Source organism: Defluviicoccus vanus (genome assembly GCF_014672695.1).
Taxonomy (GTDB): domain Bacteria; phylum Pseudomonadota; class Alphaproteobacteria; order Rhodospirillales; family Defluviicoccaceae; genus Defluviicoccus; species Defluviicoccus vanus.
On record NZ_CP053923.1, the window covers coordinates 1528317 to 1542887 of the forward strand.

The 14571-nt window shown below is 63.8% G+C and carries 8 protein-coding genes and 3 pseudogenes; 3 read left to right on the forward strand and 8 right to left on the reverse strand.

Annotation, left to right across the window (positions count from 1 at the left end; all coding sequences use genetic code 11):
• Positions 1-19: 19 nt before the first annotated feature.
• Complete coding sequence (locus HQ394_RS06960; RefSeq protein WP_456151498.1) at positions 20-1618, forward strand: trypsin-like peptidase domain-containing protein; 1599 nt, start codon at positions 20-22, stop codon at positions 1616-1618.
• A gap of 81 nt (positions 1619-1699) precedes the next feature.
• On the opposite strand, the gene HQ394_RS06965 is transcribed toward HQ394_RS06960, so the two are convergent.
• The 6 genes from HQ394_RS06965 to HQ394_RS06990 all read right to left on the reverse strand — a co-directional run bounded on the left by HQ394_RS06965 (position 1700) and on the right by HQ394_RS06990 (position 11293).
• Entirely contained in the window at positions 1700-3625 is a 1926-nt protein-coding gene (locus HQ394_RS06965) for a GMC family oxidoreductase (protein ID WP_190262660.1), read from the reverse strand.
• Positions 3603-6392 carry a hypothetical protein gene (locus HQ394_RS06970; protein ID WP_190262661.1) on the reverse strand — a complete coding sequence of 930 codons (2790 nt, stop codon included), beginning with the start codon at positions 6390-6392 and terminating at the stop codon, positions 3603-3605. The genes HQ394_RS06965 and HQ394_RS06970 overlap by 23 nt, the downstream gene beginning before the upstream one ends.
• A 25-nt stretch (positions 6393-6417) precedes the next feature.
• Entirely contained in the window at positions 6418-7896 is a 1479-nt protein-coding gene (locus HQ394_RS21085; protein ID WP_190262662.1) for a c-type cytochrome, read from the reverse strand.
• On the reverse strand, positions 7893-8333 hold the full coding sequence (locus HQ394_RS06980; protein ID WP_190262663.1) for a hypothetical protein: 441 nt from the start codon (positions 8331-8333) through the stop codon (positions 7893-7895). The genes HQ394_RS21085 and HQ394_RS06980 overlap by 4 nt, the downstream gene beginning before the upstream one ends.
• The gene (locus HQ394_RS06985) at positions 8330-9862 is read right to left on the reverse strand and encodes a c-type cytochrome (RefSeq protein WP_190262664.1); all 1533 of its coding nucleotides are present in this window, start codon (positions 9860-9862) and stop codon (positions 8330-8332) included. Before HQ394_RS06985 ends, HQ394_RS06980 begins: the two co-directional genes overlap by 4 nt.
• Before the next feature lie 33 nt (positions 9863-9895).
• Positions 9896-11293, reverse strand: a complete 1398-nt coding sequence (locus HQ394_RS06990) for an NADH:flavin oxidoreductase (protein WP_190262665.1) — start codon at positions 11291-11293, stop codon at positions 9896-9898.
• Positions 11294-11407: 114 nt separating this feature from the next.
• Here HQ394_RS06990 and HQ394_RS06995 point away from each other — a divergent pair, with 114 nt between their 5' ends.
• Positions 11408-11584, forward strand: coding sequence for a hypothetical protein (locus tag HQ394_RS06995; RefSeq protein ID WP_190262666.1), 177 nt, complete (start codon positions 11408-11410; stop codon positions 11582-11584).
• Positions 11585-11976: 392 nt separating this feature from the next.
• On the opposite strand, the pseudogene HQ394_RS07000 reads toward HQ394_RS06995, so the two are convergent.
• A pseudogene (locus tag HQ394_RS07000) lies at positions 11977-12444 on the reverse strand (transposase); the annotation flags it as partial.
• A 62-nt stretch (positions 12445-12506) separates the two neighbouring features.
• Between HQ394_RS07000 and HQ394_RS07005 the strand changes: the two are divergent.
• Positions 12507-13562, forward strand: a pseudogene (locus tag HQ394_RS07005) (transposase); the annotation flags it as partial.
• A 109-nt stretch (positions 13563-13671) separates the two neighbouring features.
• Here the strand turns inward: HQ394_RS07005 and HQ394_RS07010 are convergent.
• Positions 13672-14457, reverse strand: a pseudogene (locus HQ394_RS07010) (IS256 family transposase); the annotation flags it as partial.
• Positions 14458-14571 lie beyond the last annotated feature (114 nt).

Consider the following 14571-nt stretch of genomic DNA (forward strand, 5'->3'; position numbering starts at 1 on the left):
GACGGAGAGGGGCGTCAGAATGACCAAGTATAAGCACATCCAGGAGGTGATCGACGGCCCGGCCAATGAACCCAATGCAGGGCTGATAGACGAGGCGATCAAAGAGCTTACGTCGCTGCGAGACGCGCGTGAGTTCGCTCTGGTCGACGCGTTGGCCGAGGCGCTGAAGAAAAAGTCCGACGATCCCAGCATATCGAGGTTGCAGGCGCAGAGCCTGATCGAGCTCAGCAAGGTCGGTGACGCGATCGACATTCTCGACGCGTTGATCGGCAAATTACCCGCTCCCCATCCGGAGATCCTCGAAGCGGTGGGCCTGAAAGGACGTGCGTATAAGCAGACTTTCTTTGACGCGCGCGACAAGACCTCTCCGCGTGCCTTGGAGGCGATCGAAAAATCACTGGCCGAATACAAACGGGCCTACGACCTGCCGCCCGGCCGAAATGCGTGGCCTGGCTTGAACGTTCTGGCGATTACCGCGTTCGCCGAGCGAAACGGGATCGCCGTGGCGGTGAGTATCGACAAGCGCGCCCTGGCAAGAGAAGTGCTCGACTCCCTCGATCAAACCCCTCCGGAAAAACGCGACAACTGGTACCACGCCTCGCGTGCCGAGGCTTACCTCGGTTTGGGCGATCTCGATGCGGTTGAAGCGCATATCGGACGCTATGTCCGCAGCGAAGCGACGAACGCCTTCGCCCTTGCCGGCACGTTGCGGCAGTTCCGCGATCTCTGGGGGCTGGACCAACAGATCCCGCAGGGGAGCGGGATCATGGACGCTCTGCGTGCGGCGCTGGCGAACAAGCCGGATGGCCGGATCGAGGTGGCGCCGGGCGATGGCCAAACAGCCGCAACTCGGACGCCACCGACCCCCGAGCAGTTGCAGAAAATTCTCGGCGTCGATGGCATGAAGGGCTACGAGTGGCTGGTCAGGGGCCTCATGGTTGCGCGTGCGGTCGGCGTCATCAGCATGCAGACGGGCACGCGCGTGGGGACCGGATTTCTCGTCCGCGGTGGCGACCTGATCCCCTCGCTCGGCGATGAACGAATCCTGATGACCAATGCGCATGTCATCAGCGAGCCGCCGATGGGTGAAGCGGTTGCGCCCGATGCCGCCAGGGTTGCCTTCGATGCCGTCGACCGGGCGCATTTCTACACGTTCCCGGAACTCATCTGGCAGTCGGGTCCTGACCACCTCGATTGCACGCTGCTTCGCCTGAACGAACAGCCGCAGGGTGTGGAGCCGCTGGTGCTGAACAAGTACCTGCCCATCCTGGTGCGTGACGAAAACAGGAAGAAGCCGCGGGTCTATGTGATCGGCTATCCACGCGGAGGCGATCTCGCCTTTTCACTTCAGGACAACACCCTGATCGATCATGAGGGGCCAACTGAGGGACGTCCACCGGACGCGGCGGTGCGGCGGCTGCACTACCGTGCGCCGACCGAGCCTGGAAGTTCGGGAAGCCCTGTGTTCGAAGAGTCCCTGTGGCGGGTCGTGGCGCTGCACCACGCCGGCGATAAGGCGATGCAGCGATTGAATGGCGTGGCAGGGACGTGGCCGGCAAACGAAGGCATCTGGATNCAATCGATCGTCGAGGCACTGCGCGGCCATAGCGGACCGTGAGCGTCTGCCCATCAAGTCGGACCAATCCAATCTCCCGCCTGCACCCGCGACCCTCCCAGCGCCACGCCAGCGCTCAGTGCGTCACCGTGCGTCGAGCGGGCGACCTGCGTCGGGGTGATGGAGGATCACGTCGGCGGCCTTCTCGGCGATCATGTAGACCGAGGTGACGATGAAATAGCCGGGGATGCGCGGGAAGATCGAGGCGTCGACGACGCGCAGGCGATCGATGCCGTGAACGCGGAACCGGCTGTCGACGACACCGCCCGCGGCTTCGGGCTTCATCGCGCAGGTTCCACAGGCGTGGTGGCCCCAGGCGGTGTCGCGGATGTACTGCCGGAGCTGTTCGTCGGTGAACAGGTGACGCCCGGGCGCCACTTCCTCCTCGACCAGTTCCCCCAGCGCATCGGCGACCTCGCGGACGAAGGTGATGCCGTTGACCAGTGCTGCGAGATCATGCTCGGTCGTCTCGCCGCCGTCCTCGAAATAGTTGAACTGGATCTCAGGGCGCTGCAGCGGGTCCGACGACCGCAGCCGCACCGTGCCGGAGTCGTTGTGGGTGTAGGCTTTGAGAATGAGCCAACTCAGGTAGTCGGTCTTCTTGATCTCCTCGGAGTAGCCCGGGTAGTAGCCCCGGAAATCGGCGAGCAGCGACGAACAAAAAACGTCCGCAAGCACCGGAATGCACTTGCCAGGAAACAAGACGGAAAACAGAAAACCGTTGCTGGTGTAGTTGCCGGACCGCCATCGCCGCCAGGAGCGATATTGGCCGTCGGCGGTCGTGTAGGTGGCGCCACGTAGCGCCGGCCACCGCGTCCTCATCCGGCTGACGACGCCGATCTCATAGCGATCCTGCAGGTTGCGGCCGACGCCTGCCAGCGCGTGGATTCGTTCGATCCTGTGTTCCTGCAGGTGCGTTGGTTCGCCAACTCCCGAAAGCATCAGCAGCTGCGGGGTGTTGAAGGCGCCGCCGGCGAGAATGACTTCGCAGCAGGCTTCGACGCGTCGTTCCGGCCCTGGCCTCCCGTGCGGCCTGGCGGACGCCTGGTAAAGCCGCACCCCCTCGCGATAGACGACGCCGGTCGCGGTCCTGGTCGACTGGTCGATGTCGATCCGGGTGACCAGGGCATTGCGGCGGATGGTGAGGTTGGCCGGAAAGCGGCGCTGCGCATCGAGCAGGAATTCGCGCGGTCCGGTGCGGCCGTGGCGGGCGGTCGACATCGGCGGAACCCGAAGACCCCAGGACTCGGGGTCGACCAGCCTCTCGTCGTTCGGATCGCCGCGCACCTTGTCGAACCAGCCCCAGCGCCCGACCGCGTCCGGCAACAGGCCGGCGGCGGCGAGGATGGAACTGCGCACCGCCCAACGCAGTCGCCAGTCGAAGACCGTGCGCAGGGGCAGCGACCGCTCGGTGGTGAGCCAGCCGCTCCAGCCGTGTCCGCTCGGATTCCAGCCGAACAACCGGTCGAGCCAGCGATAGAGGAAGAAGCGATAGCGGCAGCGCTCCAGTCGCCGGAAGTACTTCGCCATGTTCGAAGCCTTCCACGACGGATCGCCGGTCACCTGCCAGATGTGGTTCCAGTCGGCGTTGTTGGGCCGGACGATGATCATCGCGTTGTGCCCAGCGCATCCACCGAGGCCGCTGGCGCGCGGGTAGAGCACACCATCCACGTCCTCGCCCTCGTGCTCCCGACGATATTTCCAGTCGCGTTGCTGCTCTCCGTCGCTCGCGTAGTGACGAACCCAGAAATCCCACCGCAGCCCCGGATGCTCGGTGGCGAACGGATGAAACGCCGGCACCTGATAGTCGGCATCGAGCGAGCGCGGCGACGGGGGCGGGGCGTGTTGCGGGGCCAACGGGTCGTCGCCGGCCTCCAGCACCAGCACCCGCTTTCCCGCTTCTGCCAGCCGCGCGGCGATGACGGCGCCGCCGGCGCCGGCACCGACGACGATGTACTCGAAACTCTCCGCGTCGGACGCCGGCGGCTCAGAAGTATTTGAGGTAGGCAATCAGCGCTTCCTTGTCGGCGGCCGGCAGATCCGCGCCGAAGTAGTGGCCGCGATTGACCACGTAGTCAGGGCACTTGCTGAGGCTCACCAGGGTGTCGATCAGGCCGGTTTCCTTGACCACCTGCTCGGCGTGCACCTGGGTTTGCGGATCGGCCAGCTGCTGCGGTGTGCACGCCCCACCGAGCTGCGAGAACGCGTCGAGCAGGACGGGCGTGGCGGTCACCAGCTTCCACAGGTGGCCGAGCATGCCGGGCTCGTCGTTGTCGGGCAGCAGTTTGGTGTTGACGAGGGCGTTGATAGGGAAGTTCGCCGGCAGCGGGCCGAGCGCCATGTTGCCGTCCTGGTCGAACGCCCAGCCCGCCAGCCGGTGCAGTACACCCGTCAGACTCTGAATCGATTCCGGCAGGTAGGCGTGCGGGAAGACGAAACAGGCAGGAGCGGTGGTGCGATAGATCATCCCCGGCACCGGCACTTCGGTGAATCGGTCGGTGGGCCGGGTCTCAGGGTTCAACATCTGGCGGATCGACCGCTCGAAGAGCCGCATTCGGTTGGCGACGCACGGCAGATCGGGGTCGGCGTCGCTCGCCGCCGGGCATCGGTCGGCCTCGTAGCCCGCCGGCACTTCGGTTGCGGTCACGCCCTCCATCGCGGCATACGGGCGGCGTGTCCCGCTGAGGGCGTAGGCGTACTCGTCGAAGCCGACGGAGTTGTTGGAGAGGTAGGGCGCGGTCGACCAGACGCTGACTAGCGAGGCTGGACGCAGATAGCCGCGTCCGTTGCCCAGTGGCTGCAGCGGCATCGCCCCGCCAGAGACCGGATGGTAGACGGTCAGTTCCTTGACCGGCGGCAGCGACTTGTAGGACTGGGAGGTGAATTCATCCCAGATGTCGCCTTCCAGGCCGTTGGTGGCGAGCGGCGTGCAAGCGTTGGTCTGCAGCAGGTCAACCGGAACGCGCCGCTCGGTCGAGAGGTAGTTGTTGTCGAGAAAGGTTTCCCGGCCCGTCGCATTGTGGGAGAGAACCAGCCTGATCATCTCGTCTTTGAATGCGCGTGATTGCGTCCAATCCCAGTAGCGGTCCCAGCAGGCGCGATAGTTCGGCCCATTGCCACCGCCGGCACAGATGCCGTCGTCGATGCCGGAATTGGCCGGCGCCGGCGGGATCTTGCTGGAGTGGCAGGCGGCGCAGTTTTCCGCGAAGACCACCTTCCCGCGATTGACCACGGGAGAGTCGAACGGCGCTTGGTAGGACCTGCCGCCGGGCGCGTCGGCCAGATGGTCGGGCCGTGCGGCGACGAGAAAGAACACTGCCATGTCGGCGGTCTGGTCCTCGGTGGCCTGCCAGTAGACCGAGTTCTTCTCCGCATCGCTGATCTTGATCGGCGTGATCTTCCGGCCGCCGAGGAACGGGCGGAAATGCAGCAGCCACTCCTCGCTGAACAGGCCGATGTTGAGGAAGACACGATTGAGCGCCCCCAGCGTGCCGACCGAGTCCGCGCCATCCTTGAGCACCCGCATCGTGTGGACGGCTCCACTCTGCGGATTCCAGAACTGGGGCAACGCCGCCGTTTCGGCGTAATCCTGGAACTGCTTGTTATCCAGCTCGCCGCCGGCCAGCTGCTCTTCGCCCCAGCGCAGGCTCGGTCCCAGTCGGGCGAGCACACCGTAGACCGCGTTCATCGATCGCGGGTTGTTCATGTAGTCGGTCGAGACCAGCGAGGTATCGAGCGTTCCGGGCGGGTTGGTGTGGAACAGCTGGTAGAGGAAGCTTCCCTCGTTCGGGGACGGCTGGCCGGCGATCTTTCGCGGCTGGGTGTTCCAGAAAAAGATGCGGTTCACCCAGTAGAATTGCGCTCCCGGATTGGAGGTGAGGTTCTCCCAATGCGGGTTCTCCGGATCGTACGGCGGATTGAGCGGGTTCGGGCCGACGTGGCAGAAGGAGCACGCCATGCCGACGCGGTATGGCCGGACCAGTTTGGCGTCGTTGTAGTAGCTGGGATCGGTGTAGTAGCGCTCCGGATCCCAGCGCTTCTTCGCCGCTTCGTCGAAATCGGGATTGGGGAACAGCCGCAGCCCAACGATGCCGCTCGGCTCACCATAGATGGATCCGACCGGCACGGTGCTGCCGCGGGCCCCCACCTTTGCGCCCTTGAACGCGTCGGCATCGGCGAACGGATCGGCCGGGCAGTTCGGGTCGCGCTGATCGAGCCATAGACCGTAGCGGCTTTCGTCCGGCGCCTTCGCTTCGGTAAAGCACGGCTCGTTGACCAGTCCAAGCCAGCGCCAGCGGTTGTGCCGGCCATAGGCCATCGATGGATGCGATGACAGCGTCTTCAACAAGTCGAAGGCACCGGCGGTATTCGCGGCGGCATAGTCCCAGAACCGGTCATTGCCGCCGGTCCACACCAACCACATGTTCTGGCCGCGGATGGCGCTCTTGCGGATCTCTTCCGGCGACAGTTTGGCCGCCTCGGCGATCTGGCGAACCTCCGGCGGATAGGGCGCTGCCCCGTCCGGCTTCCGCAGCAGGCCCTTGTCCATGTCGACGAAGTAGTCGACGAAATGGCCGCGCTGCGCCTGGTGGATGCCCTCGCGCGTCAGCCCGGCCTTCTTCGCCTCGTCCTGCACGGTGCCAAACTCGTCCGAACGCGGTTCGATCAGCGCACGTGTGACGAAGAAGCCGACGACAAGCAGTACGGCGAATAATCCAACCAGGATGAGGGCCGCTCGCTGCAAAATCCGTCGTAGCCGTCCTGCCGTGGTGGCCATGGCATGTACTCGCCGCTGCTGGTGATCAGAAGGTCTTCAGGTAGGCCAGGAGCCGCGCCTTGTCGGCCTCGGGCAGGTCGGTTCCGTAGAGATGACCGGCATTGCCGTTGCCGCGCTGCCGTGTGTCGTAAAGGGCGCCGAACCGCTCGGGGTTACCGCCGCCATGGCTGACGAAGCCGCCGTTTTGCGCATCGACGAGGTCGTAACCGCGATAGAAGGTGACCGGACGCTCGGCCGGCGGTGCGAGCAGGGCGCGCAGGTTCGGCACCGAGCCGTTGTGCAGATAGGGGCCGCGCAGCCACAGCCCGGTCAGCTCGTTGGCAAGGTAGCCGTTGGTTTTGTTGAACGCCTTGAATCCCCAAGGATAATCCTCTTCGTAGGCGTTGTAGCGGTCCTTGGCCGCTTCCGTCCACATGTCGATCCGGTTGCGGTCGGTGCCGAGCTCGGTCGCCGAAATGATGGTGCGGAAGCGGGCCCCGCCTGCCTCATGGCACTCGGCGCAGTGGGTGCGATAGAGCGCATGGCCGGCTTCGACCTCGGCCAGGTCGACGTGGAAGGGATTGTCCGGCGGCAGCGCCGTGCTGAAGGNGGAGCGGGGCGGCTGCTGCAGGCGGATGAAGTCGGTGATCCCGGCGAGGGTGTGCAGGGTTCGCGGGTAGGACTGATAGTCCAGGCCATCGCCGATGGCGCCGGCGAGAACCGTCTCGTCGAGGCTGGTGCTGAGACCATCCCAGTGGAGCGAGTATTCCCGCGTCGGATCGCCGACCAGCCGGTTCAGGTCCCACAGCGGCATCATGTCGGAGTTGCCGACGGTGCCGTCGTCCGGGAGGCCGAGATTGTAGAACTTCACCGGATTGAACGGATCGATCCGCCCCGGTCCCCAGTCCGGCCGCGAATCCATCCAGGCGAAGCGGACCCGCTGATCCTGCAACGCCCGCCGCGTCGCCGGGATGAGCAGATACCGATACAGCACCTGCTCCCACATCGGCATGGCGTAGACGGCGGTAATCGAGTCCATGATGTTGTCGGAGTTAAACCGGGCGTCGCCCGCCGAACGCATCAGGAAGCGCAAGTATCCCTGCGGATTGACCCGGGTGCCGGCGCCGGCCGGGACCAGGGTTGCCGGTTCGTCGGCGCTGAGGCGATAGGTGCCCTGGTGGCAGAAGGCGCAGTTCGGCGCCACNNCTCGCGGAATGACGCCGAGCGTCATGTTCGAGAAGCCGACCGGCACCTCGTCGCCCGGGATCCAGTAAACGCCGATCGCCGCGTATCCGTCCTGGTTGCCCGGCAAGTATTCGGGGAACATCTGCGGCAGCACGCGCCAGATCCAGTAGGGCAGGCCCTGCGCCGTCTCGTTGCCGATCGACCCGTGGTTGAAGGTATAGACCGGATCGTTGGTCCAGGCTTGGGAGACCGGGCGGAGCAGGACGAACCAAGCGAAGCCAATCGTCAGGATTAGCAGGACGAAGAATCCCAGCAACAGCCGCGGCAGCCAGCGCGTCATTGGCCGTCTCCGATCAAAGTCTGCTCACGCTCGCGCGCGTTGATCTTGATCAGGCAGTAGAGGGTGATCGCGCCGATCACCGCATCGACCAGGGCGATGGAGAGGAAGCCTGGCGGCTGATTGAACAGCAGCACCGCAAGCGTGAAGAACGTCGCGCCAAACGTGCGCGAGGGGAAAATCGCCAGCCAGGCGCAGGCGCGATAGCGGCTGAAGTCGATCGTCGGTGGAATGTAGAACACCGAGATGATCATCAACAAACCGGCCGACGATCGTGCCCAGATCAGATGTTCGAGGGGTATTTCGAACAGATTCAGCATCCAGCGCGGATAAAAGAACAACGGGATAATAAACAAAAAGTTCAATACGATTCCAACCCAGACAAAGAAGGCGTGTCTGGTGATCCAATACCTCGCGGTGTCCTTATTCAAGTCGCTCATAGTGTTTTCATATACTCCACAATGGCGTCTTTGTCGGCAGCCGGGAGCGTCGTGCCGTAGGCCGGCCCTTCGTGACCGCCGTTGCCATTTCCGGGGACCGACGTGTCGTAAAGAAAGAGCGTTTCCGGGGCGGCGCCGTAGCCGTCGGAGCGATAGCCGACCGCCACCGGGTCGAAGAGATCGCTGCCGCGGTACCACTTTGCGGGGCGGGCGCTGGCCAGCTCCAGCAGGTCGCGCAGGTTCGGGACCGAGCCGTTGTGCAGGTAGGGAGACCGCGCCCAGATGCCATCGAGTGGCTGGTTGGCGTAGCCATCGGTCTTGCGGAAGTGGGAGAACCTCCAGGGATAACCGGCGTAAAGGGTGTTCTGGGCGGCGGCGAAGTCCTCGGTATAGGAGGCCCAACGGCCGCGGTCGGTGCCGATCCGGTCGAGCGGCTCCACTTGGCCCAATCCCGGGAAGCGGTGCGTGTCGTAGTCGTAGCGGTCGGCGCCGGCTTCCTTCATGCCGTGGCAGGCCGCACAGTATTCGGCAAAGAGGGCTCGGCCGCGATCGACCTTCGTCAGATCGATCGCCGAGGGCTCCGGAAACGTCGGCGCCGGCAGGTTCCGCATCCAGCCTTCGATGCGCTGGATGGCGGGCCGGTCGACGCTGACCGGCGTCACGCCTGCGCCCAGCGCCGCGCTCAGGTTGCGCTCGGCGACCGATGAGTTATCGCCGTCCCAATGCAGATTCATGCCTTCGCGTGGCCGCTGCTGCCAAATCGATGGATAGTCAGACGAGCCATTGAGCTCGATCTCGGTGATGTGAGCCGGATCCATCGGGAAGTTGAACTGGATCGCCTTGTACGGATTGAAAGTATCGACGCGACCAGGGCCCCAATCATGCTGGCGGTGAATGAAGGTCAACTGCGACGACAGCCGCTGCAACCCATCCTGAACCCGCGGGAACACCAGGTAGCGATAAAACAATCTTTCAAATGCGTTGAAATCGCCGCCGACGGCGGGGCTATCGATCGCGGCAATCAGATTATCGGCAGTAAATTGCGGGTCGTTGGCGACCATGAGAAAGAACTTAATCAATTCCTGCAAGCGCAGGTTATTGGCGGGCGCGCCGAAAATAAAATGCCGCTCGCCGTTTGGGGTGAGGCGATAGGTGCCGGTGTGGCACACTGAACAATTGAGCCAGACCAGTTCGACACCGTTGACGACCCGTCGCGACATGCCGATTGGCAAGTCGGCCTGCTCCGTNNCGTAGAGCAGACCGACCCGACGATAGCCCGTCGGCCCCAATTGGGCAGCGTACATCACCGGCAGTGCCTTGATCACCCAGTACGGCAGTCCGTTGAAGACTTCGCTGCCGATCGATCCGTGCTTGAAGTGCTCGGTGTCGTCCTTGAAGGCGACCACGTATTGGTTGACGAAGATCAGGTAATAGAGGCCGAGGAGGATAACGAGGACGAGGACGATGCAGCGGATCCATCTGTTGCGAGCGACGGCTCGCTCCACAGGGGTCGGCGGATCAAGGTCCATGGCATGTCGTTCCTTTCCGCTGGGAAGGGTTGGCTATTGGAATGCCGGAGGCTCGAAAACCGACATCACCTCCTTGATCAGGTTGTCCCACTTCTGCTCGAAGGTATCGCCGTCGTAGCGGGAGACCTCGTAGCAGCCGAGCGGGTTTTCGAGATCGTTGAGCAGGCACTTGTTGCAGTAGGTGCACTCCTTCTGTTTCGACGGCCCGTCGGCGGCGCGAAGGATCTGCGGCAGATCATTGTTGGCGATCAGCGGACGACCGATGCTGACGCCGTCGCAGGCGCCGGAGCGGATCGCCTCGGCGATCTTTGACGCATGCTGGAAACCGCCGGTGCAGAGAACCTTGATCGACGGGTCGAGCTTGAGGATCTCCTCGCGCACGACCTTGGCGTATGCGGCGTTGATCCCTTCGATGATCTTGCCGCGGCGGAACCGCCACAGCCAAACAAAGAGCCGGCCGGCGATCGGGTTGTTGAACACCGCATAGTTGAAGCGGGTGCGGGTGCCTTGCGAAATCATGCTGTCGTAACAGCGCACCAGTGCCTTGATCGACAGGTCACCCGNGGGATTGCGCGGATGAGGAAACGTCGAGCCGCTTGAAATATGAAACGCATCGACGCCCTTGCCGTCGTCGAGCAATATTTTGCAGATCTTCAGCGTGTCGTCGAGGGTGTTTCCCTTCTTCTCCCAGGGATAGAGCCAGTTGTTGTGGTCGGCGCCGTTGATCTTCATCTGCAGGTGAAAGTCGGCGCCGACCTCGCGACGAATCGCCCGCACGATCTCCAACACGAAACGAGCGCGGTTTTCCACCGGACCGCCGTAATCGTCGGTGCGGTCGTTGATGCCGGAACTCAGGAACTGGGTGATCAGGTAGCCGTTGGCGCCATGCAGCTCGACGCCGTCCAGCCCGGCCGCCTGCGCCCGCCGGGCGCCCTGAGCAAACTGCTCGACCACCTCTCGAATCTCCTGCACCGTCATCGCCTGGGCGAGCAGGCCGTGGAAGTAGTCCTTGTTGTTGGTTGAACTCAGCCCCTTGTGGAACTGATTCTCGACCCCGCCTTGATCCTGCTGCCGGCCGGAATGGCTGAGCTGCATCAGGAACCGGCAGTCATGCGCGTGGACCCGCTTTCCCACCTCCCGCCAGAACGGAATCTTGTCGTCGTTGTCGATCATCGCGTAGCGGATGAGGATGCGACCGCGCACCGAGACCGGTGTATAGGACGAAATGATGCAGCCGACACCACCCTTCGCGAACTTCTCTTCCCAGTTCAGCCGGGTGTAGCCGCCGTGGCCGTTGTATTCATCGAACATCCCGGACAGGTTCGAGCGGAAGAGCCGGTTCTTGACTTCGAGCCGGCGAAACTGCAGCGGCGAGAAGATCAGCTTTGCATTGTCCTCGTGTAGAAAGCTGGCGTCCGACATTGGCGTCATCGTTCACTCTCCAAGCCACTGCAACGGTCCGATCGACGTTCGCATCCTCGCACGACCACCCAGATCCGCGTTCGCCCGCAACGGCGGCAACCAGATCAATCCTGAAGAGGGTGTTTGAAAGCGCGACGGCTGCGGAGGCGAACCGACCTGATCCAGTTTACCGTCGATGTCTTCGCGGCACGCGTCGAGTTCCTTGGTGAGCAGACCGACGGAGCTGGTGCACGCATCACCGTTCTGGCCGTTATCACCGAGCTCGCTGTCGTCGCAAACAGCGACGAGCAGCGGGACTGAGATAGCTTAAGAAGATCGGCATGGTTGAGCGTGCGCATGTGAATCGGCACGGACTTCCCGCTCTTGCATGCCACCAGACGTGCGCATTTTCTAGTGGCCGCTGCGTTGCGAAGAGCTCCTCTGAGATTCGATCCCTTTGCTTTGCGCAAACATCCCCACCCCTAACTGTTTTGTTCCGCCGCGTTTGACATCCCCGGGCTCCTCAGGCGGTGTTCGCCAGACCGACCAAGGTAGCCCATCCTTCTAGCTGATGTAGCGGCCGACCCGTCCCGCCCCCAGGCGTCCGCCCACTACCCTTTTTGGAGCGTACCAAAATGCTGTCGCTGATGCGAGCGCCGGATCACGTCCGTCAAGCTGGTGGAAATTCGGGTGTGATTTGAAGTGGCCATGGGTCATGCGGCTTGTGGTGTAGCGTCAAGCAGGTGATCGTTGCCTGGGCCAGTGTTGAGCTCGGCCATGCCTTCGATCTGCATGTAACGGTGTTGGAGCTGCCAGTCATCGTTGGCCTCGAGGAGGACGGCGCCGATGAGCCGCACGATCGAGTCCTCGTTGGGGAAGATGCCAACGATATCGGCCCGTCGCTTGACCTCTTTGTTGAGGCGTTCCAATGGGTTGGTGGAATGCAGTTTGGTTCGGTGCTGGCTGGGGAAAGTCATGTAGGCGAGTACGTCGGCCTCGCTGTCGATGATGAAGTCGGCGAGTTTCGGCCCGCGGGCGCGCATCATCTCGGCGACGTGCAGCAACGCCGTCCGCGCCGTCGCATGATCGGGCTGCTGGAACGCTTGGCGCAGTGCGGCGGCGACCATGGTGTGCTGGCCTTTCGGCACGTAAGCGAGCGCATTGCGGGTCCAGTGCACCCGGGGGCTGTTGAAAAATCCGCCCGATCGTGATTCCTTGCTCAATATCGTGTGGCTTGGGTCGGCTGCGGGAAGCGCAGGTGAACATCGCCATCCGCTGGTTCGCCGGATACGGTCTGCACGAGGCCCTGCCGGATCATTCCTCGCTGACGCGAATCCGCCAGCGCTGGGGCGTCGAGCGGTTCCGGCGCATCTTCGGGCGCACCGTGAAGGCCTGCCTCGATGCCCGGATCGCCAAGGGCGAGATCGTTCATATCGACGCCTCGCTGATCCGCGCCGACGTGAGCTGGGAGAGTCTGGCCGTCCGCTATGTCGAGGCGACCAGCGAAGCGAACGCCGAAGCGGGCGACGAAACTGAGAAGAAGGGCCGGCAGACCGGCAAGTACAAAAAGGTCTGTGTCACCGATCCGGACGCGACGATGGCGACGAATGCCCGCAACCGACGGCTGGAGCCCGCCTACAAGCAGCATACGGCCGTCGACGATCTGCGTGGCGTGATCCTCGACGTCGCGGTGACGACGGGCGAGGTCAACGAGGGGCAGGTCCTCGAGCGTCAGGTCGACGCGACGATGGCCACCACCGGCATCGCGGTCACGACGGTAACGGCGGATGCCGGCTACGCCTATGCCAAGGTCTATGGCGCCCTCGAACGGCGCGGCATCGACGCCCTGATCCCGACCAAGGCCGAGCCGATCAAAAGCGCCGTGCCGCTGCGCCGCTTTCGCTACGATGCCCGGCACGACGTCGTCAAATGCCCCCGCGGCAAGGTCTTGCGTCCCGGCAGGCGGGTCAAGCACGGCCGCTTCTTTTACGCACGCGCCAGGGATTGTTCGCGATGTTCGCTGGCCAGCCTCTGCCTGTCCAGGGGTCGGGTCAACAAGGCGCTCGTGATCGGAGACGACTATCCCGCCCTCCTCAGAGCCCGCCGGCGCCGCGACCGCTGGTCCTCCGAAGATCGCCGTCTTTACCAGCGCCACCGCTGGCGCTCGGAAGGCTTTCACGGCGAGGCGAAGACTTGGCACGGTCTCGCCCGCGCCGTCCGCCGCGGTCTCGACAACATGTCTATCCAGTCCTACCTCACCGCCGCCGCGATCAACCTGAAGCGGCTCGCCGCCGTTCTTATTGCGTTGTTTAGGGCGCGTAAGCTGGGTGCGAAAGGCCAATGCCGGCCTTGCTGACACCCATCCAGCCTGACCCGGTCAAGCAAACCGCGCACGAAAGCAACGATCCCGCTCGCGGCGCCGCCCATGCGGGCTTGTTCAACAGCCCCACCCGGCAGCGTTGCCAGGTGGCGCCGAGGACGCGGACGATCGCCGCCTTCAACCCCTCGTGGGCGTCGGAGATCACCAATTTGATGCCGGTGAGGCCGCGAGCCTTGAGGCTCTTCAGGAAATCCGACCAGAACACCTCGGCCTCCGACGGGCCGATGTGCAAGCCAATGATCTCGCGCCGGCCGTCGGTGTTGACGGCAACGGCGATTATCGCCGCCACCGAGACAATCCGGCCGGCCGCCCGAACCTTCAGGTAGGTGGCATCGAGCCACAGGTACGGCCATTCGCCGGCGAGGGGGCGGGTCAGGAAGCTGTTCACCCGCTCGTCGATGTCCTTGCACAGCTTGCTGACGGAGGACTTGGAAATGCCGGTCATCCCCATCGCCTGTACCAGTTCGTCGACCCGGCGGGTGGAGACGCCGCCGATCTAGGCTTCCTGGATCACCGATACCAAAGCTTTCTCTACCGTCCGGCGCGGCTCCAGGAAGCCGGGGAAGTACGACCCTTGGCGCAGCTTCGGGATCCACAGGTTGAGAGACCCCAGCCGCGTCTCCAGCGTCCGGTCACGATAGCCGTTGCGATAGGTCAGTCGACCGTCCGCGCGTTCATGCCGGCCGGCGCCGATCAGCGCCTCAACGTCGGCGTCCATGATGATCTGCAGCACCGTCTCCGCCAGCGCACGCAGGAAATTGCCGTCGTCGGCCTTCTGGATCGCTTCGATCAGCGCCATTCTGTCTTCGGTCATCGGGGTCTCCTCGGTTGCCGGTGAAGCGTCGCAATTCCACCCTAGCCGACAGTCCCGATGGCCACCTCATCACCGCGGCGCGCCTGCGCCAGACTCGTCGCCGGTCGCTCCGGC

Bases quoted from the DNA above. Each gene is read 5' to 3' on its own strand.
- HQ394_RS06970 (WP_190262661.1), bottom strand. From the start codon at position 6,392: ATGGCCACCACGGCAGGACGGCTACGACGGATTTTGCAGCGAGCGGCC.
- HQ394_RS06980 (WP_190262663.1), bottom strand. From the start codon at position 8,333: ATGAGCGACTTGAATAAGGACACCGCGAGGTATTGGATCACCAGACAC.